At 65.9% G+C, this 26,959-nt stretch carries 18 protein-coding genes; 12 read left to right on the top strand and 6 right to left on the bottom strand.

The annotated features are described in order from the left end of the window. Positions 1–216 precede the first annotated feature (216 nt). From JS528_RS03435 to JS528_RS03425, 3 genes are all read left to right on the top strand, one after another. Positions 217–1,017: a MurR/RpiR family transcriptional regulator gene (locus JS528_RS03435; RefSeq protein WP_214357705.1), complete on the top strand. Its 801-nt coding sequence runs from the start codon at positions 217–219 to the stop codon at positions 1,015–1,017. 132 nt (positions 1,018–1,149) lie between these two features. After that, positions 1,150–3,093 carry a beta-glucoside-specific PTS transporter subunit IIABC gene (locus JS528_RS03430; RefSeq protein WP_214357704.1) on the top strand — a complete coding sequence of 648 codons (1,944 nt, stop codon included), beginning with the start codon at positions 1,150–1,152 and terminating at the stop codon, positions 3,091–3,093. Positions 3,094–3,096: 3 nt separating this feature from the next. After that, entirely contained in the window at positions 3,097–4,605 is a 1,509-nt protein-coding gene (locus JS528_RS03425) for a glycoside hydrolase family 1 protein (RefSeq protein ID WP_276312605.1), read from the top strand. Positions 4,606–4,963: 358 nt separating this feature from the next. Here the strand turns inward: JS528_RS03425 and JS528_RS03420 are convergent, their stop codons facing one another. The 4 genes from JS528_RS03420 to murI all read right to left on the bottom strand — a co-directional run bounded on the left by JS528_RS03420 (position 4,964) and on the right by murI (position 9,080). Next, a complete protein-coding gene (locus JS528_RS03420; protein WP_214357703.1) occupies positions 4,964–5,962 on the bottom strand; it encodes a D-2-hydroxyacid dehydrogenase in 999 nt (332 codons plus the stop codon). Positions 5,963–6,133: 171 nt separating this feature from the next. Then, the gene (locus JS528_RS03415) at positions 6,134–7,087 is read right to left on the bottom strand and encodes an SPFH domain-containing protein (RefSeq protein ID WP_214357830.1); all 954 of its coding nucleotides are present in this window, start codon (positions 7,085–7,087) and stop codon (positions 6,134–6,136) included. 146 nt (positions 7,088–7,233) lie between these two features. Beyond that, positions 7,234–8,082: a patatin-like phospholipase family protein gene (locus JS528_RS03410; RefSeq protein ID WP_214357702.1), complete on the bottom strand. Its 849-nt coding sequence runs from the start codon at positions 8,080–8,082 to the stop codon at positions 7,234–7,236. 203 nt (positions 8,083–8,285) lie between these two features. Then, on the bottom strand, positions 8,286–9,080 hold the full coding sequence (murI, locus tag JS528_RS03405) for a glutamate racemase (RefSeq protein ID WP_214357701.1): 795 nt from the start codon (positions 9,078–9,080) through the stop codon (positions 8,286–8,288). Between the two features lie 96 nt (positions 9,081–9,176). Between murI and dapF the strand changes: the two genes are divergently transcribed. The 3 genes from dapF to JS528_RS03390 all read left to right on the top strand — a co-directional run bounded on the left by dapF (position 9,177) and on the right by JS528_RS03390 (position 11,766). Further along, entirely contained in the window at positions 9,177–10,067 is an 891-nt protein-coding gene (gene dapF / locus JS528_RS03400) for a diaminopimelate epimerase (protein ID WP_214357700.1), read from the top strand. A 75-nt stretch (positions 10,068–10,142) separates the two neighbouring features. Continuing rightward, on the top strand, positions 10,143–10,850 hold the full coding sequence (locus JS528_RS03395) for a vitamin K epoxide reductase family protein (RefSeq protein WP_214357699.1): 708 nt from the start codon (positions 10,143–10,145) through the stop codon (positions 10,848–10,850). 31 nt (positions 10,851–10,881) lie between these two features. Then, on the top strand, positions 10,882–11,766 hold the full coding sequence (locus JS528_RS03390; RefSeq protein ID WP_214357698.1) for a PHP domain-containing protein: 885 nt from the start codon (positions 10,882–10,884) through the stop codon (positions 11,764–11,766). A 190-nt stretch (positions 11,767–11,956) separates the two neighbouring features. On the opposite strand, the gene JS528_RS03385 is transcribed toward JS528_RS03390, so the two are convergent. Next, on the bottom strand, positions 11,957–12,181 hold the full coding sequence (locus JS528_RS03385) for a DUF3107 domain-containing protein (RefSeq protein WP_214357697.1): 225 nt from the start codon (positions 12,179–12,181) through the stop codon (positions 11,957–11,959). A 124-nt stretch (positions 12,182–12,305) separates the two neighbouring features. Further along, positions 12,306–14,357, bottom strand: a complete 2,052-nt coding sequence (locus JS528_RS03380; protein WP_240541308.1) for a phosphotransferase — start codon at positions 14,355–14,357, stop codon at positions 12,306–12,308. A 69-nt stretch (positions 14,358–14,426) separates the two neighbouring features. Here JS528_RS03380 and JS528_RS03375 point away from each other — a divergent pair, with 69 nt between their 5' ends. From JS528_RS03375 to casB, 6 genes are all read left to right on the top strand, one after another. Further along, positions 14,427–16,055 (top strand): ATP-dependent helicase, encoded by a 1,629-nt coding sequence (locus tag JS528_RS03375; RefSeq protein ID WP_214357829.1) that lies wholly within the window; start codon positions 14,427–14,429, stop codon positions 16,053–16,055. Positions 16,056–16,419: 364 nt separating this feature from the next. Beyond that, positions 16,420–19,722 carry a mupirocin-resistant isoleucine--tRNA ligase gene (gene ileS / locus JS528_RS03370; RefSeq protein ID WP_214357696.1) on the top strand — a complete coding sequence of 1,101 codons (3,303 nt, stop codon included), beginning with the start codon at positions 16,420–16,422 and terminating at the stop codon, positions 19,720–19,722. Between the two features lie 314 nt (positions 19,723–20,036). Continuing rightward, the gene (locus tag JS528_RS03365; protein WP_214357695.1) at positions 20,037–21,275 is read left to right on the top strand and encodes a Fic family protein; all 1,239 of its coding nucleotides are present in this window, start codon (positions 20,037–20,039) and stop codon (positions 21,273–21,275) included. A gap of 6 nt (positions 21,276–21,281) precedes the next feature. Then, positions 21,282–24,497: a CRISPR-associated helicase Cas3' gene (gene cas3 / locus JS528_RS03360; protein ID WP_214357694.1), complete on the top strand. Its 3,216-nt coding sequence runs from the start codon at positions 21,282–21,284 to the stop codon at positions 24,495–24,497. After that, on the top strand, positions 24,484–26,190 hold the full coding sequence (gene casA / locus JS528_RS03355) for a type I-E CRISPR-associated protein Cse1/CasA (protein ID WP_214357693.1): 1,707 nt from the start codon (positions 24,484–24,486) through the stop codon (positions 26,188–26,190). The genes cas3 and casA overlap by 14 nt, the downstream gene beginning before the upstream one ends. 3 nt (positions 26,191–26,193) lie before the next feature. Continuing rightward, positions 26,194–26,910 carry a type I-E CRISPR-associated protein Cse2/CasB gene (gene casB / locus JS528_RS03350; protein ID WP_214357692.1) on the top strand — a complete coding sequence of 239 codons (717 nt, stop codon included), beginning with the start codon at positions 26,194–26,196 and terminating at the stop codon, positions 26,908–26,910. Positions 26,911–26,959 lie beyond the last annotated feature (49 nt).

Genomic DNA, 26,959 nt, shown 5'->3' with positions numbered 1-26,959 from the left:
CGTCCCATTGCTCGAGAATAAGTACCGCTGATTGACGCTCGGCGGACAGACGCTCGGCGGCACCTATTCTCGCGATGGGGGAGAATCGCGAGAAAAAGTACCTCCAGGAAGCGGTTGGAGGCACCTATTCTCGAGCAAAGGACGAATCCCGAGAAAAGGTGACGCGGGGATGGGGCGTGGCTGGTTCCTCGACATTCGGGGAGGGATAATCAAAGCATGGGAATGCTGCTCAACCGTCTGCTGATCATCCTCATCGAAGAGGACATGCACTCGACGCGATACCACATCGCGCTCACCATGCTCGAGCACTATTGGTCCATCCAGAACATGACCATCGATGAGATGGCGGCGTTGTGCGCGGTCGCGAAATCGACGATCTCCAAGTTCTGCCGCTCCATCGGATTCCCCAACTACCCTGCGCTCAAGGAGTCCGTGCCGCGCAACGCCTCCAATCGACTCACCTTCGACAAGATGAATCTCGGCTACATGACCGAGCACGGCACCGACGAGTACATCGACAGACTCGCCGAGGACGTCGCGGCGCAGAAGGCGTTGCTGGAGGACGGCAACATCGATCGTCTCGCCATCGATCTGACCCGCTACGACAAGGTGGCCGCGTTCGGCCTCGTGTATTCGGAGACCGCCGCCATCGATCTGCAGTCGAAGCTCGCCTACGACCAGAAGTTCATCTACACGGCGATGCGCGACGACAAGCAGCACGAATTCGTCGCGTCGGCGGGTGAGGACACCCTGATCATCGTCTTCTCCTATTCGGGTGACTACCTGCTGCGCCAGCAATTGGCGCAGGGCGACGTCAGAAAGAACGTGTTCAAGGAGAGCCGCGCCAGAATCGTGTGCGTCACCGCCAATCCCGAGGTGGCGAAGTCGGGCATCGCCGACTACTGCATCACGATGCCGAACCCGTCGGGATTCGGCACGCACAGCGTCCTCTATCCGATCGTCACCGATCTGATCGCCTTCAAATACCGGCGATACGCCGGACTCGCCGACTCGTGAGGCCGGCGGTTTCCAATAAGGAAACCGACTCCGATTCCGCATCCTCCCGTTGTTAGTCTGGAACCACTGCGCAGCGATATCACAAGAAACCCAAGAAACGCAACGGTTTCCGACACACAATGAGGAGTGGATATGAGCGGGAAGGATTACTCCGCCCTTGCGCACGACATCGTGGACAAGGTGGGCGGCCCGGACAACGTCGTCAGCCTGTATCACTGCGTGACGCGTCTGCGGTTCCGTCTCAGGGACGGTTCCAAGGCGCGCCGCGACGAGCTGAAGCACACCAGAGGTGTGCTGTCGCTCGTCGAAGGCAACGGACAGTTCCAGGTCGTCATCGGCAGCGAGGTCGAGAACGTCTACGACGCCGTGCAGGCCGAATACCGGTTCCCGAGCCCGACCGAGGACGGCGACGGTGCCGTCGACCGTGCCGGTGCGGACGGCGGCGAGGAGAGGAAGCCGAACATCGTCATCCGACTGTTCAACACGCTCTCCACGATCTTCAACCCGGTCATTCCGGCGCTCGCCGGCGCGGGCATGCTCAAGGCCGTGCTGGTGATCCTCACCACCTACGACCTGATGAGCGCCGACGGCAGCACCTACAAGATCCTCGCTGCGGCCGGCAACAGCGTCTTCTACTTCCTGCCGTTGTTCCTCGCGGTCGGCTCCGCGCGCACGTTCAAATGCAACCCGTTCATCTCGCTGGCCATCGTGGGCGCGTTGATGGAGCCGAACTTCACCGGGCTGATGAAGAACACGGGCGATGTCGTCGACTTCCTCGGCATCCCGACCGTGCTGATGGGCTATTCGGGCACGGTCATCCCCGCGATCCTGTCCATCTGGATCTACTCGCATCTGGAACGACTGCTCAGGCGGTTCGTCCCGAAGAGTCTGGAGATCTTCCTGTCCAGCATGATCGCGCTGTTCGTCATGGTGCCGCTCTCCGCGATCGTCATCGGACCGCTCGGCGTCTATCTCGGCAACGGCATGGGCGAGATCGTCAACTTCCTGTCCGCGAAGTCCGGTCTGCTGACCGGTGCGCTCATCGGCGGCGGCTGGACCTTCCTGGTCATGGTCGGCATCCACTGGGGCATCGTGCCGATCATGGTCAACAACCTCGCCACGCGCGGCTACGACGTGATCCGACCGATGATCGCCGCCGCGACCTTCGCCTCGGCCGGTGCCGCCCTCGGCGCGTTCTTCCGCCTCAAGGACAAGGAGGAGAAGTCCCTCGCCCTGTCCGCCCTGTTCCCGGCGCTGCTCGGCGGCATCACCGAACCGATCGTCTACGGCATCTCCGTCAAGTACAAGCGTCCGCTCATCGCCCAGGTGATCGGCGGTGCGATTGCCGGCGGATTCATGGGCGCGTTCCAGACCAAGGCCATCGTGTACGTGTTCCCGGCGCTGACCACGCTGCCCGCGTTCTTCGGCGACACGTTCGCCGTCTACTGCATCGGCATCGCGATGTCGTTCGTCATCACCGCCGTGCTCACCTATATGCTCGGACTCGGCACTCAGGATGCCGATGCCGGGATCGGTGACGCGGCCGCGTCCGCGACGCCCGCCGTGCCGGTCGCGCAGCCCGAGACCGTCATCGAGGCATCCGGCGTCGACCTCGCCCCGTGCGTGGCCGGCAGGGTCGTCCCGCTCGACTCCGTCGCCGACCCGGTCTTCGCCGGCAAGGCGATGGGCGACGGCGTGGCGATCGAGCCGACCGAGGGGCAGCTGCTCGCCCCGGCCGACGGCGAGGTCAAGGTCGTCTTCCCGACCGGCCACGCGATCGGCATGGTGTGCGGGGGAGTCGAGATCCTCATGCACATCGGCATCGACACCGTCAACATGCAGGGCGAGGGGTTCACGCCCCTGGTCAAGCCGGGGGATCATGTCACGGTCGGACAACCGCTCGTCGACTTCGATCTGGGACTCATCCGCGACAGGGGATACGCGACCACCACGATGATGGTCGTCACCAACGCGGCCGAGTCCGGGCCGGTCCGAACCGTCATCGATGCATCCGGTACGGCTGATGCCGATACCGAAATCAGCGCAACCGCAACCACCAACGTCAAGGAGGCATGAACCATGACCATGAATACGATCGAAGACCCGACCGCGACCGATGTGAAGCACTTCCCCGAAGGATTCCTGTGGGGCGGCGCCATCGCCGCGAACCAGGCCGAGGGCGCGTGGAACGTCGACGGCAAGGGCATGAGCGTGGCGGACGTCGCCAGCTACCGTCCGCATCTCGACATCAAGGACTACGTCTCCCAGTGGCATGTCGGGCCGGAGGACATCGAGAAGGCGATGGCCACCGACGATGTCACGTACTATCCGAAGCGTCGCGGCATCGACTTCTACCACCGCTACCGCGAGGACATCGCGATGCTCGCCGAAATGGGGTTCAAGTCGTTCCGACTGTCCATCGCGTGGACGCGCATCTTCCCCAACGGCATCGAGGAGGAGCCGAACGAGGCCGGTCTCGCCTACTACGAGAACGTGTTCCGCTGCCTGCGCGAACACGGCATCGAGCCGCTGGTGACGCTGAGCCACTACGAGATGCCGCTCTATCTCGTCAACCACTACGACGGCTGGACGTCGCGCGAGGTCATCGGCATGTTCGTCAGATTCGCGAAGGTGTGCTTCGAGCGATACCGTGACCTCGTCACCTACTGGCTCACGTTCAACGAGATCGACAGCGTGTTCCGTCACGCGTTCACCACAGTCGGTGTGGTCGAGGAGAAGTACGCCGACAAGCACGAGGCGGAGCAGGCGATCTACCAGGCCCTGCACCACCAGTTCGTCGCCTCCTCGCTCGTCACCAAACTCGCACGCCGCATCAACCCCGACTTCCGCATCGGCTGCATGGTGACGAAGACCCTCAACTATCCGGAGACCTGCAATCCCGAGGATGTGTATCTGGCCCAGCGGGAGAACCGCACCAACATGTTCTACACGGACGTGCAGGTGCTCGGCGAATACCCGCGTCACGTGCTCAACTACTGGAGGCGCAACGACATCCACGTGCGCTTCGAGCCGGGCGACGAGGAGATCCTCAAGGCGTACACGGTCGACTTCATCACCTTCAGCTACTACATGTCGATGGTGCAGTCGGTGCACGCCGAGCAGCGCGAGAAGGTCGGCGGCAATCTCGTCACCGGAGTCAGGAACCCGTATCTGGAGACCAGCGACTGGGGCTGGCAGATCGACCCCGAAGGACTCAAGATCGGCATGATCGACCTGTATGACCGCTACCACAAGCCCGTATGGGTGGTCGAAAGCGGCATCGGCGCGTACGACACGGTGAACGAGGACGGCTCGATCGACGACGACTACCGCATCGACTACTTCCGTCGCCATTTCAAGGCGGTCGCCGAGGCCATCGACGAGGGCGTCGAATGCATGGGCTACCTCACCTGGGCCTGCATCGACATCATCAGCGCCTCCACCTCGCAGATGAGCAAGCGCTACGGCTTCATCTACGTGGACGAGGACGATCTCGGCAACGGCACGCTGGAGCGTCGCCGCAAGAAGTCGTTCGACTGGTACCGGCGCGTCATCGAGACCAACGGCGAGAGCCTGTACGAGGAGTGACGAAGCGCGTCGGCACTCCTCGGGTGCATGCCGGGGTACTTATTCTCGGGATCGTCCCATTGCCCGAGAATAAGTACCGCTGATTGACGCTTGGCGGCACCTATTCTCGCGATGGGGGAGAATCCCGAGAAAAAGTACCTCCAGGAAGCAGTTGGCGGCACCTATTCTCGGGCAAAGGACAAATCCCGAGAAAAGGTGCCGCGGAAGTGGGGTGCAGCGGATGGTGGGACGCGGTGGACGGTGAGGCGCGGTGGACGGTGAGGCGCGGTGGACGGTGAGGCGCAGTGGATGTGCGGGACGCGGTGGATGATGGGGTGCGGTGGACGGTGCAGTGGATGCCCGACTTGGTACCGATCGTTTACCGGCGCACGTTGATGAGGGGCTCGCCGGCGGCGTAGCGGCGCGTGTTCTCCAATGCGATGGCGACGATGCGTCGCTCGGTGACCTCCAGATGGTTGCCGCCGGCCACATGCGGGGTGATCAGGCAGTGCGGCTCGTCCCACAGCGGGCTGTCCGCCGGCAGCGGCTCGGGTTCGGTGACGTCGAGCCCCGCGCCGTGCAGCTGGTCCTCGGACAGGGCCCGCGCCAGCGCGATCGGGTCGACGGCGGTGCCGCGCCCCGCGTTGAGCAGGACCGCGGTGGACTTCATCATCTGCAGGCGACGGCCGTCGATGAGGTGATGGGTGTCCGGCGCGGCGGGCACGACGAGCGCGACCACGTCCGCCGTAGGCAGCAGCGCATCCAGATCGTCGAAGCCGTGCATCTCGTCGATGCCGTCCGCGGGCTTCGACGGGTCGCGGCGCACGCCGACCGTGCGCGCGCCGACCGCCTTGCACAGCGTCGCGAAGTGCGAGCCGATGTCGCCGGTGCCGACGACCAGCACGGTCGCCCCGGCCGGCGAGAGCGCGCGGCCCAGATCGTGCCAGCGGTGCTCGGACTGCTGACGCGCGTACATCGGGATGTTGCGCATCAACGACCACATCATCGCGAACAGATGCTCGGAGACGGTCTGGCCGTAGGCGCCGGACGCGTTCGTCACGCGCACGCCGTCGCCGAGGACGCCCGGCGCGACGTACCGGTCGACGCCGGCGCTCCACGTCTGAAGCCATTCGAGATGGGGGTACTGCGCGCACTCGTCCGGCGGGATGTTGCCGATGACGGCGGTCGCGCGGGACCTGAGTTCGGCGGGCACGCGCGCGTGCCACGACATCGTGCCGCGCTCCATCGGGTTGCCGACGAACTCGATGCGCGCGTCGGTACCGTCGACGGCGGAGATGAAGTCCCGCCGCTCGTCGTCGGTCAGCGGCAGGCAGTTGACGATCAGTCTGTTGTCGATGTATTCGGTGTTCTCGCTCATGCCGCCCAGTGTAGGACGGTGGGAGCCGTCCGCGGGCGTCCGTTCCGTGCAGTCGGGGATGACCTCGGTCACACGGAACGGACGACGATTGCAGGCGACACGGATGATACGAAACGTGCGAACGGTACGGAGAGGGTGGAATCGAAAGGACCGGACCGGCGGCGATCCCGACTATCTGGTCCGTGCGTGGGAGCCGGTCGAGCCGGAGGACGGCGCGGCGCCCGGAACGGTGCCGGACCCGCTCGCCTCGGACGCGGTGAGCATGGCCCTGGTGACCTGCTCGTAGAGGTCCTGGTAGCCGCCGGGCGTGGAGGCGGGCAGCACCAGGGTCTTCGCGTTCTTCGACTCGGACAACGAGCGCATCACGTCGAGGTACTGGTTGAACAGCACGACGTTGTTCACGTCGTTGATGCTCATGCCCACGGCCTGCAGGCTCTTGATCTGGTCGACGATGCCGTTGGCGATCTCGCGGCGGTAGTTGGCCTGGCCCTCGCCCTGAAGCCTGGTCTTCTCGGCCTCGGCGGCGGCCTGCGTCTCGATCTGGATGCGCTGGGCCTCGGCGCGCTGGCGCGTGGCCTCCTTCTCGCGCTGGGCCGCGTTGATCGAATCCATCGCGTTCTTGACCTGCGGCGACGGGTCGATCGCGGTGATCAGGGTCTTGACGACGGTGAAGCCGAACCGGCTCATCTCGTTGCCGACGGTCTTCTGCACGTCGAACGCGACGTCGTCCTTGCGGGCGAACGCGTCGTCGAGCGTCAGCGCGGGGATGGCGCTTCGCAGCGCGTCCTCCATGTAGGAGCGCAGCTGCCCGGCCGGGTCGCGCAGCTCGTAGTACGCGGTGGCCACGTTCTCCGGGTTGACGCGGAACTGCGTGGAGGCGACGACCGTGACGAACACGTTGTCGAGCGTCTTGGTCTCCAGCTGCACGTTGAGCTGGTTGACGCGCATGTTCGTCTTCATCGCGATGCGGTCGACGAACGGGATGCGCATGTGGATGCCGGCGAACTGCACGGTCTTGTATTTGCCGAACCGTTCGATGATGTAGGCCTGCTGCTGCGGCACGATGAAGATCGCCGAGAACAGCAGGAGGAGCAGGATCACGACGACGGCGAACACGATCGCCATCGTCGCCCCGAACGCTGCGCTGAAGAACATGGTGCTTTCCCCTTCCATGATGCGTCGCGTCCATCGTCGGCCGCGGCTGTCGATTCCATCGTATCAGCGTTCGGGGCATCCGGGAAAGGAACGTACCGGTCCGGTCCGGTACGAGATCAGCTCGCGAGGAAGTTCGGGATGGCGGCGGCCGCGGCGTAGCCCTTGCGGTACATCATCTCGAGGCCCTCGAAGTTCTTCTTCAGCGTATTGAGGCCGTAGAGGTCCTCGGGCGCGAGGATCAGCACGCGTCCCTCGGCCTCGTAGCGCTTGGCCAGCTCGATCTCGTCGTTGTACGTCTGGTAGCGCATGCGCAGACGTTCGGCGGCGGCCGGATACGTGCGCTCGAGGATGCGCGCCGGCGCGAGGTCGCGGCGCTGCTGGCGCACCTCGTCGCGCAGACGGGACAGGACCAGTACCACGCGGTCGTAGCCGTCGTCGAGCGCCTTCTGCACCGGGACCGGGTCGGCGATGCCGCCGTCGAAGTAGGGGACGCCGTCCACCACGTACGGCTCGCACGCCACCGGCACGGCCGACGACGCCTTGACCGCGTCGAAGTCGTCGTAGCGGATGCGCGACTTGTCGAAGTACTTGGTCGACCCGTCCTCGGCGTCGCACGCGACGATGGTGAATCCCGTCGGGTTCGCCTCGAACGCCTCGAAGTCGACCGGATACTCGCCGTCGTGGTTGCTCAGCGTGCCGTAGATGTAGTCGAGGTTCGCGAAGTTGTGGTTCCTGAAGTAGCTCTCGGCGCTCGCGTACTCCTTGCGGAACGCGTACTTCGTGTAGAACGTGTGGTTGCGTCCGTGCTGGCGCGCGATGAATGAGGTCATGTTCGCGGCGCCCGCGGAGACGCCGTAGCACATGTCGACGTCGACGCCCTCCTCGAGCATGTAGTCCATCACGCCGCATCCGAAGATCGCGCGGAACCCGCCGCCCACGTCGATCAGCGCCGTCCTGTTGCCCATAACACTTCCCCCTTATGTCCGCATAATCCGCGGGTTCGTGCCGTCGGCCGGAAGGTCCGTTCCGGTGCGATCCCCGCGTCGATCACGTGCGAGACTACGCCCTCGGCCGGGACAAAACGGGGGTAATTGGACAATTCGTCGGCCGTCGTCGATCTGCCTCGGGTTCCGCGGGGCCGTCCGTGAGGACGGCGCGGGAACCCGCGTCACGCCGCGAGCAGCTCCCTGGACAGCGCCGCGATGCGTTCCGACGGATCGGAGTTGGCGAGCTCGACCGATCCGGTCGCATCCTCCGGGGCGAGTCCGCCCAGCGATTCGAGCACCACGCCCAGATGCCGCACCGTGCCCTCGTTGCCGTCGATGACCGCCGCGCGCTCCGGCAGCAGCTCGCGGAAGTAGTCGCGGTAGAACACGAAATGCGTGCAGCCGAGCACCACCGAGTCGATGCGGTCCAGATCGTACTGGTCGAAGTAACCGTGCAGCGTGCGCATCACCAGATCGTGGTCGCCCAGACGCCCGGATTCGACGATCTCCACCAGATCGGGGCACGGCTCCTTGAAGATCTCGTTGTCGGAGTCGAAACGCTCCATCAGCTTCGCGAACTTGCGCTCGCGCAGCGTCAGCGGCGTGGCCGCGACGATCACGCGCTGCGGGATGTGGTGCGGGTCGGACGGCACGTCGCCGCGGTCGCACGCGATCTTGAGCGCCGGCTCCATGCCGATGATCGGGATGTCGTACGCCTCGCGCAGCTCGTTGACCGCGGCTGACGTGGCCGTGTTGCACGCGATGACCACGGCCTTGACGCCCTCGCGCACGAAGCGTTCGACGATGTCGAAGCTCAGCCGCTGCACCTGATCGGGCGATTTGACGCCGTACGGCGCGTTCGCGGAGTCGCCGAAGTACAGCACGCGCTCGTGCGGCATGTCCTTCGCCAACTGCCGGACCACCGAGATACCGCCCAAACCCGAGTCGAACACGCCGATCGGAGCCGTCGAGGCCATACGCATCCTCCTTTGCGTCTTCCTGTTCGCCTCCAGCCTACTCACCGCCGATATCAACGACAAACCGCGAGGGGAGGGCGAGTATGCTGTGGAGCCATGAGCATTCCGCAGCATGTCACCAAGGCGCACGCCACCGGCAATGATTTCGTCGTCTACCTCGATCCGGACGGCGCGTACGAGCCCACCGAGGATGAGGTCCGTCTTCTCGCCGACCGCCACTTCGGCATCGGCGGCGACGGTCTGATCCGTCTCGCCCATCCGGGCGACGTGTCCGACCTCGACGACGCGCAGGTGGCCGACTGCGCGGCGAACGGCGCCGAATGGTTCATGGACTACCGCAATGCCGACGGCTCGCTCGCGGAGATGTGCGGCAACGGCACGCGCGCCATCACGCTGTTCGCGCAGCGTCACGGCCTGTTCGACGGCGCCGAGTTCCGTCTCGGCACGCGCGCCGGCGTCAAGGTCCTCACCTCGCTCGGCGACGTGCCCGGACTCGGCCGCGACGTGTTCCGCGTGGAGATGGGGGCGTGGAGCCGCGGCGAGCTCGACGCGTACGAGGTCACGATCCCCGGCACCCCGGGCTCGGCGCGCGGCACGTTCGTCGACATGGGCAACCCGCACGTGGTGGCGCTTGTCGAGGACGCGTTCTCCAGCCTGCCCAAGGTCGAGGATCTCGATCTCGTGACCAAGCCGGTCGTCGCCCCGGTCATCGAATCCGACCAGAACGTCGAGTTCGTGCGCATCGACGAGATCGACGAGGCCGAGATGGCGGGCGAGGCGACGATGCGCGTCAACGAGCGCGGCTGCGGCGAGACCCTGTCGTGCGGCACCGGTCTGTGCGCCACGGCGATCACGCTGCGCGCCAAGACCGGCATCGACCATTGGACGATCACCGTGCGCGGCGGCACGTTGCGTGTCGACGTGACCGACGAGGACGTGAGGCTCACCGGTTCGGCCACGCTGGTCGGCGACGTCACGCTGCTGTAATCGCTGTAATCACTGCAGCCGTCGTGATCGGCGGTCTGCACGACGTCAGGCATACAGGCATAGAGGGGAGTACCGATGGCCGGCAATGGAAACCACAATGGAAACGAGGACGGGGACGCCGACACGATCGCCGTCGGGGCGGCGGCAGCGGCGGACGCGCGTCTGCCCAGGGGGTTCCGGCACGGCGCTACATGGACGTATCTGGTCATGCTGCTCGCCTCGGCGGCGGCGCTGGTCGTCTCGTTCGTGCTGAGCGCCGAGACGCTCGAACTGGCGAGGCACCCGGGCCAGTCGCTCGGCTGCGACGTGAACTCGGTGCTCTCGTGCTCGGCCGTCGCCCAGTCCTGGCAGGCGGAGATCGTCAGGTTCGCCGGACTGAGCTATCCGAACGCGTTCTTCGGCATCGCCGCGGAATCGGTGTTCGTCACGATCGCCGTGATCGGGCTGGCCCGGGTGAAGGTGCCGACGTGGTTCGCCGCATGCACGTGGTTCGGCGGACTGGCGGCGATCGCCTACTCCTACTGGCTGACCACGCAGTCGCTGTTCGTCATCCACGCCCTGTGCCCGTGGTGCCTCGCGCTCATGTTCTCGACCACGATCCAGTTCATCGCGCTGACGCACGCGACCGTCACGGTGCAGCGGCTCCCGGGCTCCCGGAATGGCGGCCCTCGCGCGCTCGACACCTACTACCGGCTTAATTACGACCTCATGGTCGACGTGGTGTGGATCGTCGCGCTCGTCGTGCTGATCGTCGTCAAGGACGGCGCCGCGCTCTTCGCCTGACCGACGGTCCGCGGCGGTTACGATAGAGGGTATGACACATTACGAGACGCCGGCCGTGCCGCCGCGGGCCGGCTGGGACCTGCATTGCCACACGGTGTTCTCCGACGGCACCAGAACGCCGGCGCAACTGGTGTCCGAGGCCGTGGAACGCGGTCTGCACGGCGTGGCCATCACCGACCACGACACCACGGCCGGCTGGGAGGCCGCCGAGGACGCGGCGCGCGCCGCCGGGCTGCCGCTGCTGCGCGGCACCGAGATCACCGCCGAGGACGACGGCGTGTCCGTGCACATGCTGGGCCTGCAGTACGATCCGCGCAACGTGCGCATCTCGCAGCTGTTCGCCACCACGCGCGAGGCGAGGCTCACCCGCACCAAACGCATGGTGGCCAGGCTCGCCGAGGACTTCCCGATCTCCTGGGAGTCGGTGCTCGACCAGGTCAAGGAGGGCGGCAGGACCACGATCGGCCGTCCGCACATCGCCGACGCGCTCGTCGCCGCCGGCGTCTACGCCACCCGTTCCGACGCGTTCGCGGGCGTGGTGAGCGCCCGGTCGAAGTACTACATCCCGACGCCCTCGCCCACGACGCACGAGGTGGTGCGCGCGGTCGGCGAGGCCGGAGGAGTGGTCATCATCGCCCATCCCGGCGATCTGAGCCGCAACCGGCGTCTGCTCTCCGACGCCCAGATCGAGCGGCTGGTCGACGAGGGGCTGGACGGTCTCGAGGTCTGGCATCGCGGCAACCCGCCCGAGCAGCGCGAACGGCTGCTCGCGATCGCGCGGGAGCGCCACCTGCTCGTCACCGGCGGATCCGACTGGCACGGCGCCGGCAAGCCCAACGAACTGGGCGAGAACCTCACCGACGACGCCACCGTGCGCGAGATCGTCCGTCGCGGCGCGATCCCGATGATCGGCTGAGACGGCACGCGATGCGCTCGGCCGCGTTTCCGTCCGGTCCGTGCATGCGCCCTCGGTTCGAGGCTCCCGAGGGCATGACCCCGCAGACGACGAAGCCCCGCGACCCATGTGGATGGTCGCGGGGCTTCGTCGCGTCATCGACGACGTCGACGGCTCCTCGTCCGTCGATCCGTCGGCCGCGATCGGTCGGTCACAGTGCGCCGAAGCCGACGGCGTGCTTGGTCTCCGAACCGACGATCGCATAGCCGAGCGCGTCGGCCGGCACGATGATGCGACGGCCCTTGTCGTCGGTCAGCGCGATCGGCTGGCCCTCGGCGACGGCCTTGGCGATGATCCCGTTGACCTCGTCGGCCGACTCGTCGGTGCTGAAGGTGACGGCGCGCGCCACGTTGCGGATTCCGAGTTCGATGTCCATGTGCTGCTCCTTTTGTGCTGCGTGTTTGTACTCGTTGTGCTTGTTGTGCTTGTTGCGCTGGTGCCCGGGCTGGCGTTGCGGGCCGATGTCCCATTGTGCCCGCCCGCGGCGAGAAGCGCGACGATTACGCCTTCGGCGTGGTCACCGATTCGCCGGTGTCGTCGTCCTCGTCCCCGTCCGTTTCCGGGTCGGGGGATCCCGTCGCGTCCGCCACCGGCGTATCGGCGGTATCGTCCGCATCGTCCGGTTCGTCCGTGACGTCGGGACCTGCGGCCGGGAACAGCCCGGACGCCGAGGCGACGGGGGTGTCCGCCGTATCGTCCGGCTCCTCGGCGTCGGCGTCCGCGGCACGGCCGTCGCCGGCATCCGCCCCGGTCGCCGCCGGCTCCGGCTTCTCGTCGAAGTTGCGGGGCTCCTCGGGCTCGGCCTGGGGCATGACGACCGGTTCGGTGTCGCGCGTGCCATTGGAGGAGTCCAGTCCGGCCCTCGCGTCGCGCAGCGCCCGTTCCTCGCGCTCGAGCAATGGGATCACGATGGTCGCCGCGTTGTTCGGATGACCGCCGCGCGGCGAGGAGAACGCGCTCGGGGGAACGCCCGGATCCATCAGACGGTCGGTGCCGAAGCCGCCGTGCGCCACCGCGGCCGCGACCGGGAACGACGGTGCGCTCGGGGCTTCGTCGTGGTCGTCCGTGGCCGGGGTCTCCTGGGAGACCGGCGCGGGGGAGTCCTTCGCCGCGCCGTCGCCGGACGGTCCCTCGACGTCGTGCTCGTCCGTGTCGTCGTCATCGTCGATCGAATCCAACGTGATGGTCTCGCTCGAGGACGGCGCCGGCATGGACGCGTATCCGCCCGCCGGCTGGGGCTTCGTGGTCGCGCCGGTCGCGCCCGTGCGCGTCGGGGCGCCGGAGCCCGCGTCCGCGGGCGCGCCGCCCACGTGGAAGCTCGGCGGCAGCGTCACCTCCGGGGCCTTGATCGGCGCGTCCATCGTGTCGTCGTTGCCGGTCGGCACCGCGATGCGCCCGGCCGCCTCGATGTCGGACGAGCCGGTGCGGTCGGACTCGGCGGTCTCGTCGTCCGGCTCCTGTGCGGCGCGCGCCGCCTCCTGCGCCGCCTTGGCAGCCGCGCGACGGCGCTCGCCGTCCTTGAGCAGCGTGCCCACGGTGATCGTCGACGGCGGGTTGTCGGCCGTGTCGTCCGGATCGTCGGCGCCGGCCGCGGCCGAGCGTCGCGCCTTGGCGGCGGCGTTGCTGTCGTCGACCGCGCGCGAGGTGACGCCCAGCTGGTGCGCGAGCCGGTCGACCTGCGCCTTGAAGCGGATGATGCCCTGCGTGTCCGCCTTGTTGAGCGCCTGGATGAACTCGCCCACCTGCTCCATCTGCACCCACAGGTTGGCGCGCAGCATGATCAGATCGTCCAGACGGTTGCCCATCATGCGCCCGTACGCCGTGAGCACCGCGTTGCGGTGGTCCTCGTCGAGCTTGGAGAAGATCCACGCCAGATCGCGCGCGGGGTCGTTGACCTGCATGTTCTGCCAGTTGTTGATCGCCGTGATCGTCGATCCGCTGAAGCGCACGTCGCCGTCCTCGAAGCCGCCGTGCACGAGGCATGTGCCGAACGACCACAGCCCCTCCGTCTCGAGGATCTTCGACCAGCTGGACGTGATCTCCGGCGGCACGTGGCCCGCGCGCTTGAGCCGTGCGATCCACGCGACCAGCTGCGCCTTGATCTGCGCGGTCGCGAACATCGGGTACTTGGCCTTGGCGAGGAACATCGGGTTCAGGCGGTGGATCGCGCCGATCGCCGTGCCCATCGACGAGCAGTCGTCGAGCGTGAGCAGGTTGAGGTCGCGTTCGCGGCCGTCCTGATGCATCGCCACCATCACGGCGGTCCGTCCGGTCGGCCCCTTCGGATCGTCGCCGGGGACGAACGCGAGCACGCGGTCGACCGCGAAGCCGAGGCCGCCCGGCTCGCGCGCCTCGGCGAGCGCCTTCGCCGCCTTCACGCGCGCCGCGAGCCGCCTGCGCCCCTTCTCGTCGTCGGTGGCGTACACGTCGTACGTTTTGCCGGTCACGTCTCGCACCTGCGCCTGGTCGATGCCGCCGATGTGCGTGGCGCCCGGAAACACGCCGGCCACGATCACGGACGGCAGTGCGGCCGAGGTGAGGGCCGCCAGCATCAGTTCATTACGTTCAGTCACACTCCCACAGTAATACAAGGAGACGCGATGGCCACGCCACTTGCCACAATGAAGGGCATGGACGTGGGGCGTACGGGATCGGCGGGGGAACTGCTCGAGGGATTGGACGAGTCGCAGCTGGCCGCGGCGAGCGCGCTGGACGGTCCGGTGCGCATCATCGCCGGTGCAGGCGCTGGCAAGACCCGCACGGTCACCCGTCGCATCGCCTACGGCTGTGCGACCGGGGCGTGGGATCCGGCGCGCACGCTCGCCGTCACGTTCTCCGTCAAGGCGGCCGCCGAGATGCGCGTGCGCCTGTCCGGGCTCGGCATCGGCGATCGGGTGACGGCCGCGACGTTCCATTCGGCCGCGCTGTCCCAGCTGCGCCGCGTGTGGGCGGACGTGTGCGACGCGCCCTTCCCGCGGCTCGTCGACGACGCCCGTGACGTCGCCGCGCGTGCGATGCGCCGCGTCGACCCGGATCTGGACGAGGACGATCTGACCGTGCGCACGGTGCGCGACGAGATCAACTGGGCGAAGATCTCGCTCGTGGCGCCCGACCAGGTGGCGCGCGTGGCCGCCGTGACCGAACGGTGCCGTCCGGCCGGCATCGACCCGGGGCGGTTCGCCGACATCTACGACGCGTACGAGAAGGAGAAGACCGCGCGCGGCGTGATGGACTTCGACGACATCCTGCTCATGGCCTGCCACGTGCTCGAGGGGTTCGACGAGGCGTCGGCCGTCATCCGGCGCTCGATCGGCTGGCTGACCGTCGACGAGTATCAGGACGTCTCGCCGCTGCAGCACCGGCTGATGCGTCTGTGGCTCGGCGACAACCGCAACGTGTGCGTGGTGGGGGATCCGGCGCAGACCATCTACTCGTTCGCCGGGGCGTCGAGCTACGACCTGCTGGCCTTCGCCGACGAGTTCGCGCCGCTCGCCGCCGACATCCGCCTCGACACCGACTACCGCTCCACCCCGCAGATCGTCTCCTACGCGAACCGCGTGCTCGCCGCGTCCCCGATCAGGCACGAGTACCTGCGGCTCACGTCGGCCCGGGAGAAGGGGCGGCACATCGAACGCACCATGTACGAGACCGACGCCGACGAGGCGCGCGGCGTGGCGGCGCGCATCCGCCGGCTCGTGGAGCAGGGCGTGAACCCGTCCGACTGCGCGATCCTGACGCGCATCAACGCGCAGCAGGCCGTGTGCTGCACGGCCCTGCGTCATGCCGGCCTGCGGTACCGGGTCAGGCGCGACAACGGCGGATCGTCGGCCGCGCCGGTCGCCGATCTGGACGCCGCGGCGCGCATCGCGATGCTCGAGGCGCTGCGCGAGACGGATGACGGGGCGGCCGCCCATGCCGGGGCGGGGGAATCGGGTGGCGCCGCCCGGCCCGCGTCCGGAGCGTCGGACGAGGGCGCGAGGGCGCGTGCGTGGGCCGCGCGGCTCGGTCAGGTCACCGTCTCGACGGTCCACGCCTCCAAGGGCCTCGAGTTCGCGCACGTGTTCCTCATCGGCTGCTCCGAGGGTCTGATGCCGTACGGCTCGCCCGCGCCCGGCGACGTGCTCGAGGAGGAGCGCCGGCTCATGTACGTGGGCATCACGCGCGCCGAGGACACCCTGCATCTGTCCTACGCGGTCTCCAAGGACGGCATGGGGCCGCAGCGGCGTCGGTTGAGCCGGTTCCTGAGCTGAACGTGCCGACGCGGGCCCTGCGCTTCCGGGCCCCGTGCCCCGGCCGGACGCCGCGCTTGATTTGGCGCATCGCCGTGCTACGATGTGCAACCGAAGTCAAGGCATCGATCCGTTATCAGCGGGGAGTCTTCGGAAGAACGGCGAAACGGAGCGTCGAATCGGCCCGAATCCGGCCCACGCGTCCGCGAAACTCAGTAGAACCGACGGGATCGGCCCGTCACAGCCGAACGCAAGAGGTCGCGCGCGGGCCATCGCCCGGACGCGACAAACGAGGTGGTACCGCGGTGGCGGGCCGGCGTCGGACGCGTCGGGCCCAAAGTCGTCCTCGTGAGCAACCAGCGAAGCACTCACGAGGAGACACACGGTGAGCGAAAACGTATATCCCAAGGCGAACGAGGGCGGCGAGACCGCGCACGTCGCGCCGAACCCCAGCTTCCCGCACATGGAGGAGACGGTCCTCGACTACTGGGACAAGGACGACACCTTCCAGAAGTCGGTCGAGCGCAACCCCTCCGGCGACCACAGCCAGAACGAGTTCGTGTTCTTCGACGGTCCGCCGTTCGCGAACGGCCTGCCGCACTACGGCCACCTGCTTACGGGCTACGCCAAGGACGTGATCCCGCGCTACCAGACGATGAAGGGCCGCAAGGTCAACCGCGTCTTCGGCTGGGACACCCACGGCCTGCCGGCCGAGCTCGAGGCGCAGAAGGAGCTCGGCATCGACTCGGTCGACCAGATCGAGAAGATGGGCATCGACAAGTTCAACGACGCCTGCCGCGCCTCCGTCCTGAAGTACACGCACGAATGGCAGGACTACGTGCACCGCCAGGCCCGCTGGGTCGACTTCGAGCACGGCTACAAGACCCTCAACATCCCGTACATGGAGTCCGTGATGTGGGCCTTCAAGCAGCTCTACGACAAGGGTCTGTCGTACCAGGGCTACCGCGTCCTGCCGTACTGCCCGAAGGACCGCACGCCGCTGTCCGCGCACGAGCTGCGCATGGACGCCGACGTGTACCAGGACCGTCAGGACACCACCGTCTCCGTGGCCGTCAAGCTGCGCGACGAGGACGCCTACGCCGTCTTCTGGACCACCACCCCGTGGACCGTCCCGACCAACTTCGCGATCGTCGTCGGCGCCGACATCGACTACGTCGAGGTGCGTCCGACCGAGGGCAAGTTCGCCGGCAAGAAGTTCTACCTCGGCAAGGCCCTGCTGCCGCACTACGAGAAGGAGCTCGGCGAGAACTACGAGATCGTGCGCGAGCTCAAGGGCTCCGAGCTCGAGGGCCGCCGCTACTACCCGGTCTTCCCGTACTTCGCCGGCGAGACCGCCGAGTCCGAGGGCCACGTGCCCGGTCCGAACGGCTACACCATCTTCACCGCCGACTACGTCGACACCGTCGAGGGCACCGGCCTCGTGCACCAAGCCCCCTACGGCGAGGACGATATGAACACCCTCAACGCCAAGGGCATCAAGAGCACCGACGTGCTCGACGAGGGCTGCCGCTTCACCGCGCAGTGCCCCGAGTACGAGGGCATGTTCGTCTTCGACGCCAACCTGCCGATCCTGCGTAACCTGCGTGCCGGCGACGGCCCGCTCGCCTCCATCCCGGAGGAGCGCCGCGCGATCCTCTTCCAGGAGAAGAGCTACGTGCACTCCTACCCGCACTGCTGGCGCTGCGCCACGCCGCTGATCTACAAGCCGGTGTCCTCCTGGTTCGTGTCCGTCACGAAGATCAAGCCGCGTCTGCTGGAGCTCAACCAGGAGATCAACTGGATCCCGGAGAACGTCAAGGACGGCCAGTTCGGCAAGTGGCTCGCCAACGCCCGCGACTGGTCCATCTCCCGCAACCGCTTCTGGGGCTCCCCGATCCCGGTGTGGGTCTCCGACGACCCGAAGCACCCGCGCGTCGACGTGTACGGCTCGCTCGAGGAGCTGAAGCGCGACTTCGGCGACTACCCGCGCGACAAGGACGGCAACGTCAACATGCACCGTCCGTGGATCGACAACCTCACCCGCCCGAACCCGGACGACCCGACCGGCAAGTCCACGATGCACCGCATCTCCGACGTGCTCGACTGCTGGTTCGAGTCCGGCTCCATGTCGTTCGCGCAGTTCCACTACCCGTTCGAGAACAAGGAGAAGTTCGAGCAGCACTTCCCGGCCGACTACATCGTCGAGTACATCGGCCAGACCCGCGGCTGGTTCTACCTGCTGCACGTCATGGCGACCGCCCTGTTCGACCGCCCGGCGTTCAAGAACGTGATCTGCCACGGCATCGTCCTCGGCTCCGACGGCCAGAAGATGTCCAAGCACCTGCGCAACTACCCGGACGTCAACGGCGTGTTCGACAAGTACGGCTCCGACGCGATGCGCTGGTTCCTCATGTCCTCGCCGATCCTCCGCGGCGGCAACCTCATCGTCACCGCCGAGGGCATCCGCGACACCGTCCGCCAGGTCATGCTGCCGGTGTGGAGCTCCTACTACTTCTTCACGCTGTACGCGAACGCCGCCGGCTACGACGCGCGCCAGCTGCGCGCGGACGAGGTCGCCTCGCTGCCGGAGATGGACCGCTACCTGCTGGCCCGCACCCGCCGCCTGATCGAGTCGACCGAGAAGTCCCTGAACGAGTTCGCGATCTCCGACGCGTGCGACGCCGCGTCCGACTTCATCGACGTGCTCACCAACTGGTACATCCGCAACAGCCGCGACCGCTTCCTGAACAAGGACGAGAACGCGTTCAACACGCTGTACACCGTGCTCGAGGCGTTCATGCGCGTGCTCGCGCCGCTCGCCCCGATGGAGGCCGAGTCCGTGTGGCGCGGCCTGACCGGCGGCGAGTCCGTGCATCTGGCCGACTGGCCGTTCGTGGCGGACGAGAAGACCGGCGAGGCCACCGAGCTGGGCCGCGTGCTCGTCGACGATCCGGCGCTGGTCGCCGCGATGGAGAAGGTCCGCGAGGTCGTCTCCGGCACCCTGTCGCTGCGCAAGGGCGCCAAGATCCGCGTGCGCCAGCCGCTGTCCAAGCTCACCGTCGTGGCCGAGGACGTGGCCGCCGTCGAGCCGTACGCCGAGCTGCTCAAGTCCGAGCTCAACGTCAAGGACATCGAGTTCTGCACGCTCGAGGACGCTGCCTCCCAGGGCCTCAAGATCGTGCACGAGCTGCGCGTCAACGCCCGCGTCGCCGGCAAGCGTCTGCGCAAGGACGTCCAGTTCGCGATCAAGGCGTCCAAGTCCGGCGCCTGGCATGTGGACGCCGCCTCCGGCGCCCCGGTCGTCGAGACCCCGAACGGCGAGATCGCGCTCGAGGACGGCGAGTACGAGCTGATCAACCGCGTGGAGGAGAAGGACGCCGCCGAGGAGGCCGTGTCCGTGTCCGCCGCGCTGCCGACCGGCGGCTTCGTGATCCTCGACACCGCGCTCACCCCCGAGCTCGAGGCCGAGGGCTACGCTCGCGACGCGATCCGCGTGATCCAGGACGCCCGCAAGGAGGCCGGTCTCGACGTGGCCGACTCCATCGCGCTGACTCTGACCGTGCCGGTCGCCGAGGTCGCCAAGATCGAGGAGTTCAAGGCCCTGATCGCCGAGTCCACGCTCGTCGCCGACGGCGCCTTCACCGTCGCCGAGGGCGACGAACTCAAGGCCGAGGTCAAGAAGGCCTGAGGCCGGGCGACCGACTGCAGTCGGTCTGACCGCCGATGAACGAACCTGTTTTCCGTCGCCCCCACGCGGAGAGACGGAAAACAGGTTTTCCGTTACCATATCCGTATGTCGCCGTTACGCCCCGCATATGCGGGGATGAACCATTGATAAAGTTCAATGGAGGAGTTGCCTCGGTGAACTGCCCCGCATTTGCGGGGATGATCGCATACGATGCCGATGAGCCGTTCGTGGTGTATACTGTATTATCTTAAGTTGATTAAGATTAATGGAAATCATATTACAACGGATATGAGCTTATGTGTTAAGGAGGATACATGAGCGTAACGGATGTCCCCCGATCATTCCCATCCCCGCTGCCCGTTCCCCCAATAGGCCACGAACCTCATGTCTGGCACCCCGATTTCGATGCCTACATGTCACGATCGGAGCGCAGGCGTGAAACCGGCGACTATTATTCGGCGGTGCCGGCCGTGATCGCGCAATACGGGTTCTCCCTGCCGGAAGGCATCTCCGCGGATCTGGAGGAGGCTGCGTACGAGCTGAGCCGGTTCGATGCGTATGCTGCGGCGAAGCTTGGCATGGACGATCACGAGCTCAGTCCGATGGCATCCATCCTGCTGCGCACGGAGTCCACGTCATCATCACAGATTGAGAACCTGACCGTTGGGGCGAGGAAGCTGGCGCTGCAGGAACTGGGCGAGGGGCACGGCGGCAACGCCCAGATCGTGGTGGGCAACGTCCATGCCATGAGAGCGGCGCTGGATTTCGCCCGGAACCTTGATGAGCCTCACCTGCTCGCCATGCATCGGGCTTTGCTCTCCGCGCAACCCGGATTCGCGCAATATGCCGGCCGATACCGCGATCAGCTGGTATGGGTCGGCGGAGGAAGGGGACCGCGTCACGCCACGCATGTGGCGCCGCAGCCGGAACTGGTCGCAGGTTGCATGGATGATCTGCTGGCCTTCCTGCAAAGGGACGATCTGCCGGTCATATTGCAGTGCGCGGTGGTGCATGCGCAATTCGAGACCATCCACCCCTTCGTGGACGGCAATGGCAGGGTGGGGCGTGCGCTGGTGCATGCGGTGCTGCGCAACAAAGGTCTGATCCGTAGCACCACGCCACCGGTCTCGGCGGGGCTGCTGACGGATACGCAACGGTACTTCGCGGCGTTGGGCGCCTACCGTGAGGGGGATGCGGAACCCATCGTGGCGTGCTTCGCGGACGCCTGCCGATACTCCGCCTCGACCGGCGTGAAGCTGATCGATGCGTTGGAAGAACAGTTGGCGGAATCCCGCGAACGGCTGCACGGCATACGCAGGGATTCGGCGGTGTGGCGGGTGCTGCCCCGGCTGATCGAACAGCCGATCATCAACCGCGACTACCTGAGCAAAACGCTGGGGCTGTCCCCGATGACCGCATCGCGCGCGATCAGGGTGTTGACGGAACGTGGGGTGCTGGACGAGATCACAGGCGGCCGGCGGAACACCGTATGGGAACATCGGGGCATCCTGTCGGTGCTGGACGACTATGCGGCCCGATTGAGAAGGGACTGATGTGATATGACTCGATGTGCATGGAACCGACGGATTTCCCCGCGTGCCGCATCCATATGGGCGAAGACCGCCTACCGCGGCCCCGAGAATGACGACCGGTATCTGCAGCTGTGGCAGCATCTCGCCGATGCAGGTGAGACGGCGTCGCATGTGTGGGAGGAATTCGTCGCCGATGATGTCAAGGGCATGCTGGCCCGTGACATAGGCGGGGAGGAGACCGCCGGGACGTTGTACCGCTTCATCGCTGCGATCCATGATGTCGGCAAGGCGTCCCCGGCATTCGTCGCGCAGAACGACGGACTCGCCGACAGGGTGAGAGACTCCGGTCTGAGCATTGATCCGATCGTCGCCAAGGACCGGGAACGCTCGTCATATCGTCATGAACTCGTCGGGTATGCGGCGGTCCGGGATTGGTTCCTCGCCCAGGGATTCCCGGTCGAACCGGGAACGTTCGCCTATGGCGTCGCCTGCATCGTCGCGGGCCACCACGGCACATCGCTGACCGGGGACAAACGTCGGCTGGTCACCCCCGGGAGTCCGGAAAGCTATCGCATGGGCACGTTCGTCGGGGGCGAGGCATGGGCCGAGACCCGCAATGAACTGCTGGATTGGGCCGCGGACATGACCGGCGCCCTACCGGTGTTGCGGTCGTTGTCCCGGCATCCGCTGCGCAGACGGTCGCAGATTATCCTGACCTCTCTGGTGGTCGTCGCCGACTGGTCCGCCAGCGACAGCCGTCTGTTCCCCCTCAACGAGGGGTCCGCCGACGAGGAGTCGTTCGATCCGTCGGAACGAGCGGCGCGCGCATGGCGCATGCTCGGTCTCCCCGGACCGTGGCGGGTACGGGGGACGGATATGTCCCCGGACGACATGTTCGCCCGGCGATTCGCCATCCCCGGCGCGCGGCTGCGTCCCATGCAACGCGAGGCGTCCCGTCTGGCGCGGGCCATGGAATCCCCGGGGCTGATGATCATCGAGGCCAATATGGGTGAAGGCAAGACCGAGGCGGCGCTGATCGCCGCGGAGATCCTCGCCGAACGTTTCCACTGCGGTGGCATCTACTACGCGCTACCCAGCCAGGCCACCGTCAACGCGATGTTCTCCCGGGTGCTTGATTGGGTGGGACGGCTTCCTGCCGGAGATCACGGGAATGTCGGGTCGGTGTTCCTCGCGCACGGCAGGAACGAGCTCAATGGTGACTATGAGCGGTTGCGTGAACAGTGGTTCGACGGCGGCGGATGCATGGATGCCGATTCGGCGTTCGCGTATCCTTCCGACGGCATCGTCGACGAGGATTCGGATGATGATTCGGAACACGATTGGCGTGATCCGTATGGAGACCATATGGTCATGCAGGCGGTCGTCAACTCCTGGCTGACCGGGCGTCGACGCGGCAACCTGTCCGATTTCGTCGTCGGCACCATCGATCAGGTGCTGATGGCTGGTCTCAAAAGCAAATACGTCGTGCTCCGGCATCTTGCGCTCGCCGGCAAGGTAGTGATATTGGATGAGGTTCATTCCAACACCGCCTACATGAACGTCTATATGGAGACGGTGCTGTCGTGGCTGGGGGCCTACGGGGTTCCGGTCATCATGCTCAGTGCGACGTTGCCGCAGGAAAGACGTCGTGCGTTCCTGACCGCATACCGCGACGGAGCCCGTGCGGCCGATGCCGTGGAACGGGAATCGGTGGATGGAGTCGAAACGACGGCGGAGAATGGCGGATCCGGTGGAGAACGTCTGCCGAGACGAATTCACCGCCGTGTGATTCCCGTCAGAAAACGGTCGGACGGCCGGGTGGACCATATGCCGGAATCTGGTTCCGAAGGCGATGGGGACGGTGCCGATGGACGTGCGGGGTTCGATATGCGATACCCGTTGATCTCCTTGGCGACGGCGGAGCGCGTGCATGGACCGTCCGCTCCCGCGCCGTCAGGTCGCGCCATCGATGTCGAGGTATCGATGATGGATGATGACGACAGCTCACTGGTGTCGTTGCTCAGGGACGGGCTTCGCGACGGCGGTTGCGCGGTCGTCATACGGGACACGGTGGCCCGTGCGCAGAAGACATACCAGACGTTGCGGGATGCGTTAGGTGACGGGATGGATGTCACCTTGGCGCATTCCCGGTTCCTGGCATGCGACCGTGCCCGCATCGATCGGGAGCTGCTCGCTCGATACGGCAGACACGGGGATCCGAAACGACGCTCCGGCATCGTCGTTGCAACGCAGGTCGTCGAGCAGTCGCTTGACGTGGATTTCGACCTGATGGTCACCGACATCGCTCCGATCGATCTGGTGCTGCAGCGTATCGGCCGATTGCACCGTCACCATCGCGGCGACGGGGAGAACCGCAGACCCGAACCGCTGAGGCATGCCCGGCTGGTCATCACCGGCATCGTGTCATGGAAGTACGACGGTCCCCCGGAATTCACCCGGGGGCTGGAACGTGTGTATCCACGGTATCTGCTGCTGCGTTCACTCGCCATATTGGGCATTGAACCGGGGAAGTGCCGGTCGTTGAATGTGCCGGGCGACATCCCCCACCTCGTGCAGACCGTATATAGTGATGCGCCGGTATGCCCTGATTCGTGGAGGGATGGGAACCGCGGTGAATTGGAGGCGCGGCGACGGCTGGAACAGGATCTGGATGCGAGTCGGAGTCTGGCCGGTCAATTCCGTATCTTCCGTCCGCAATACGACGACCAGCCGTTCGATCTGACCGACTGGTTGAAGGACAACGTGACCGATCCCGATACCCCCGGCAAAGCCGCGGAGCGTAAGGTCAGGGCGGGTGTCCGTGAGGGGGACGACTCGTTCGAGGTCGTCGTGTTGCAACAAGGGGACGATGGTGCTCTTCGTCTGCCGCCGTGGAGTGGTTTCGATGGTATGGGTCCGTTGCCCGACGGATTCGGAACTCCCGCCAAGGAGCAGGTGAGAGCGATGCTTTCATGCACGATTTCACTGGGGCGCACCGCGTTGGGGTACCTTGACCTCGACTCGGTGATCGGGGCGTTCGAATGTGCCACGCCGGAACGCTGGTATGACTACATGCAGCTGGACCGCAGTCTGGCTGGTCAGTTGATGATCACCTTGGATGAGAGCGGGACCGCGTCCTACCAAGTGCCGCTGTGGGACGGCAACGGTGGGATAATGGAATACAGGACGCTGAGGATCCAGTATTCGCCGCAGAGGGGATGGCAGGCGTATGTCGACAAATGATGTCTCGTTCAACCTCATGGATCGACCGTGGCTGCAGGTTGCGAAGACCGACGGTTCATGCCGGCTCATGTCGATCATCGAGGTCCTCGGGCAGTCCGATGAGATCCGCAGCATCGGTGGAGATATCCCATTGCAGCGCTTCGCGCTGACGAGACTGCTCATCGCGATCATGTACGCGACCTTCGGGCATGATCTCAAAGTGGATGAATGGCGGGCTCTGTTCGATGCCGGACCGCGCGACCCGGAGGTCCGTGACGCTCTGTACGGGTATTGTGACATGTATCGAGGCCGGTTCGACCTTTTTGATGAGAAACGCCCCTTCTACCAGGTCGCGGGATTGCATACGACGAAGAACGAAGTATCCGGATTGGAACGTCTGGTGCTGGATGTGCCTAATGGCGAGCCGTTCTTCACCACCCGTCTCGGCGAGGGGCTCAGAACGATGGGGCCCGCCGAAGCGGCGAGATGGCTGGTGACGACACAGGCCTTCGACGCATCGGGCATCAAATCGGGGGCCGTGGGCGACCCACTCGTCAAAGGCGGCAAGGGATACCCCATCGGTGTGGCATGGTCAGGGCATCTCGGCGGCGATCTGGTCGAGGGAACCGATCTGTGGCGGACGCTCATGCTGAACTACGTCAGTTCGCGTGTGTTCGGCATCGGGGACGCCGATGCGGGGTGGTCCGATGCCGATGATGTTCCGGTGTGGGAGCGGGAACCACTGACCCAATGCGGCGAGCCCGGGTTCTATCAGCCGCAGGAACGCACCGGGGATCCCTCGTTCTGCCATGGACCAGCCTCCCTGATGACCTGGCAGTCCAGACGGATGCTGCTGGCGCATACGGGGGAGACGGTCACCGGCGTGCTGATCTGCAACGGGGACCGGTTGAAGCCGCAGAACGCGCATCGGCATGAGACCATGACCGCATGGCGTCGCAGTGATCCGCAGCAGAAGGCCCTGAAGATGCCGTTGGTGTACATGCCGCGCAAGCACAGTCCGGAGAGGGCCCTGTGGCGTGGCCTGCTCACCGTGGTCGTCGATGAACTGACACCGCAGGAGCGCGGCGGAACCCCGGCCGAATCGTTGCGCCCCCTCACGCTGCAGTGGTTGACCGAGGTCAATTCCAAAGTCGATATCAGCGATCTGCCCGTTCGACTGCATGCCTTCGGTGTCGAATACGGCAGCAACGAGGCGGTCATCGACGCCACGGTGGATGATGAGCTCGACATGGATCTGGTCGTGCTGTCGGCGCAATCGCCTTATGTGGGGCAGATGGTCCGCAATGCCGTGCAGAAGGTGGATGACGGCGTGCGGGAGCTGCGCACATTGTCCGGAAACGTGGCGGCCGCGGCAGGCATGCCGGTGGATGCGGCCAAACGGAAGGCGGACGAACAGGGGTATACCGCATTCGATCAGGAGTTTCGCAACTGGCTGCGCACGCTTAACTCCGGAACCGACACGGAGGCCGCCGAGCGTGAGTGGAACGCAACGGCGCGTCGCATCCTGCTCCGTCTCGGTGAACGTGTCGTCGCGATGGCGCCGACACGGGCGATCGTCGGGAGGGCCATCACCTCCAGAAATCCCAAGACCGGTGTGCAGACCACGACGTACGTGAGCGCGACGGTCGCGGAGAACTGGTACAGACGCAAGATCGACGGGATCCTTCCCGTTGTTTCCAACGAAGGAGACTGATTCATGGGACAACATGACGAACGGACCGGCGAAACGTCGAGTCACGATACGGCGTATCGGCCGAAGTTGACGCCATTCGGGGATTGGGTCGCCGGACGCGTGCGACTGCTGGCGAAGGGCGGCAGGACACCCTCGGGCGTCAACGACCCCGGCTACCTGCGGAATGGTGCGTCCGCGACCGCTGCCGTGGCCAAACTCCGCCACGGGATCGGTCATGAGATCGGTGATGATTCCGATCTGCTCGCATGGGTGCTGCCGGATGCGGATGATGCGGGCATCGCCGGTCGGGATGCCGATGATTCGGGCGAACCCACGCCTCGGGAACGTGCCGCGTACGCGTCGATCACACTGTTCGCCATGCACCAGCAGTCGATCCATGACGTGTCGATGCACACGGACGGCTATGTCACCCTGGGGCGTGCCGTGGGGCGCATGGCGTACGGCAACGTCAACGAGAACGGCATCCGTCGTCTGTTCGATCGGCTGCAGACCGCCAATGGCTGGAAGGAGACGGTCCGGCACACGAGAGGCATGATCCAGCTGCTCAAACGGGAACGGATCGCCATCAACTACGGGTTGCTCGCGCAGGACCTGCTGGGATTGCGATCCGGGCGTGAGCGGGCCAACAGGGTGAGGCTGCGTTGGTGCCGTGATTTCCAGCGGGGGTACGGCGAGGCGAAGTCTCCGTCGGCATCCGCTCCGTCCAACCCATCCGCGTAGCGGCCATGTCGTTGTCCCGTAGCCCTGCACGGCTTTCATGAACATAAAC

This window comes from Bifidobacterium santillanense, from assembly GCF_018555385.1.
In the GTDB taxonomy this organism is placed as follows: Bacteria; Actinomycetota; Actinomycetes; order Actinomycetales; family Bifidobacteriaceae; genus Bifidobacterium; species Bifidobacterium santillanense.
This window is presented reverse-complemented; position numbering and strand designations above follow the sequence as displayed.

What these genes read in the sequence shown, in the direction of transcription:
- JS528_RS03435 (WP_214357705.1), top strand. Translation starts at nt 217, where the DNA reads ATGGGAATGCTGCTCAACCGTCTGCTGATCATCCTCATCGAAGAGGAC.
- JS528_RS03430 (WP_214357704.1), top strand. Translation starts at nt 1,150, where the DNA reads ATGAGCGGGAAGGATTACTCCGCCCTTGCGCACGACATCGTGGACAAG.
- JS528_RS03425 (WP_276312605.1), top strand. Translation starts at nt 3,097, where the DNA reads ATGACCATGAATACGATCGAAGACCCGACCGCGACCGATGTGAAGCAC.
- JS528_RS03420 (WP_214357703.1), bottom strand. Translation starts at nt 5,962, where the DNA reads ATGAGCGAGAACACCGAATACATCGACAACAGACTGATCGTCAACTGC.
- JS528_RS03415 (WP_214357830.1), bottom strand. Translation starts at nt 7,087, where the DNA reads ATGGCGATCGTGTTCGCCGTCGTCGTGATCCTGCTCCTCCTGCTGTTC.
- JS528_RS03410 (WP_214357702.1), bottom strand. Translation starts at nt 8,082, where the DNA reads ATGGGCAACAGGACGGCGCTGATCGACGTGGGCGGCGGGTTCCGCGCG.
- murI (WP_214357701.1), bottom strand. Translation starts at nt 9,080, where the DNA reads ATGGCCTCGACGGCTCCGATCGGCGTGTTCGACTCGGGTTTGGGCGGT.
- dapF (WP_214357700.1), top strand. Translation starts at nt 9,177, where the DNA reads ATGAGCATTCCGCAGCATGTCACCAAGGCGCACGCCACCGGCAATGAT.
- JS528_RS03395 (WP_214357699.1), top strand. Translation starts at nt 10,143, where the DNA reads ATGGCCGGCAATGGAAACCACAATGGAAACGAGGACGGGGACGCCGAC.
- JS528_RS03390 (WP_214357698.1), top strand. Translation starts at nt 10,882, where the DNA reads ATGACACATTACGAGACGCCGGCCGTGCCGCCGCGGGCCGGCTGGGAC.
- JS528_RS03385 (WP_214357697.1), bottom strand. Translation starts at nt 12,181, where the DNA reads ATGGACATCGAACTCGGAATCCGCAACGTGGCGCGCGCCGTCACCTTC.
- JS528_RS03380 (WP_240541308.1), bottom strand. Translation starts at nt 14,357, where the DNA reads ATGCTGGCGGCCCTCACCTCGGCCGCACTGCCGTCCGTGATCGTGGCC.
- JS528_RS03375 (WP_214357829.1), top strand. Translation starts at nt 14,427, where the DNA reads ATGAAGGGCATGGACGTGGGGCGTACGGGATCGGCGGGGGAACTGCTC.
- JS528_RS03365 (WP_214357695.1), top strand. Translation starts at nt 20,037, where the DNA reads ATGAGCGTAACGGATGTCCCCCGATCATTCCCATCCCCGCTGCCCGTT.
- cas3 (WP_214357694.1), top strand. Translation starts at nt 21,282, where the DNA reads ATGACTCGATGTGCATGGAACCGACGGATTTCCCCGCGTGCCGCATCC.
- casA (WP_214357693.1), top strand. Translation starts at nt 24,484, where the DNA reads ATGTCGACAAATGATGTCTCGTTCAACCTCATGGATCGACCGTGGCTG.
- casB (WP_214357692.1), top strand. Translation starts at nt 26,194, where the DNA reads ATGGGACAACATGACGAACGGACCGGCGAAACGTCGAGTCACGATACG.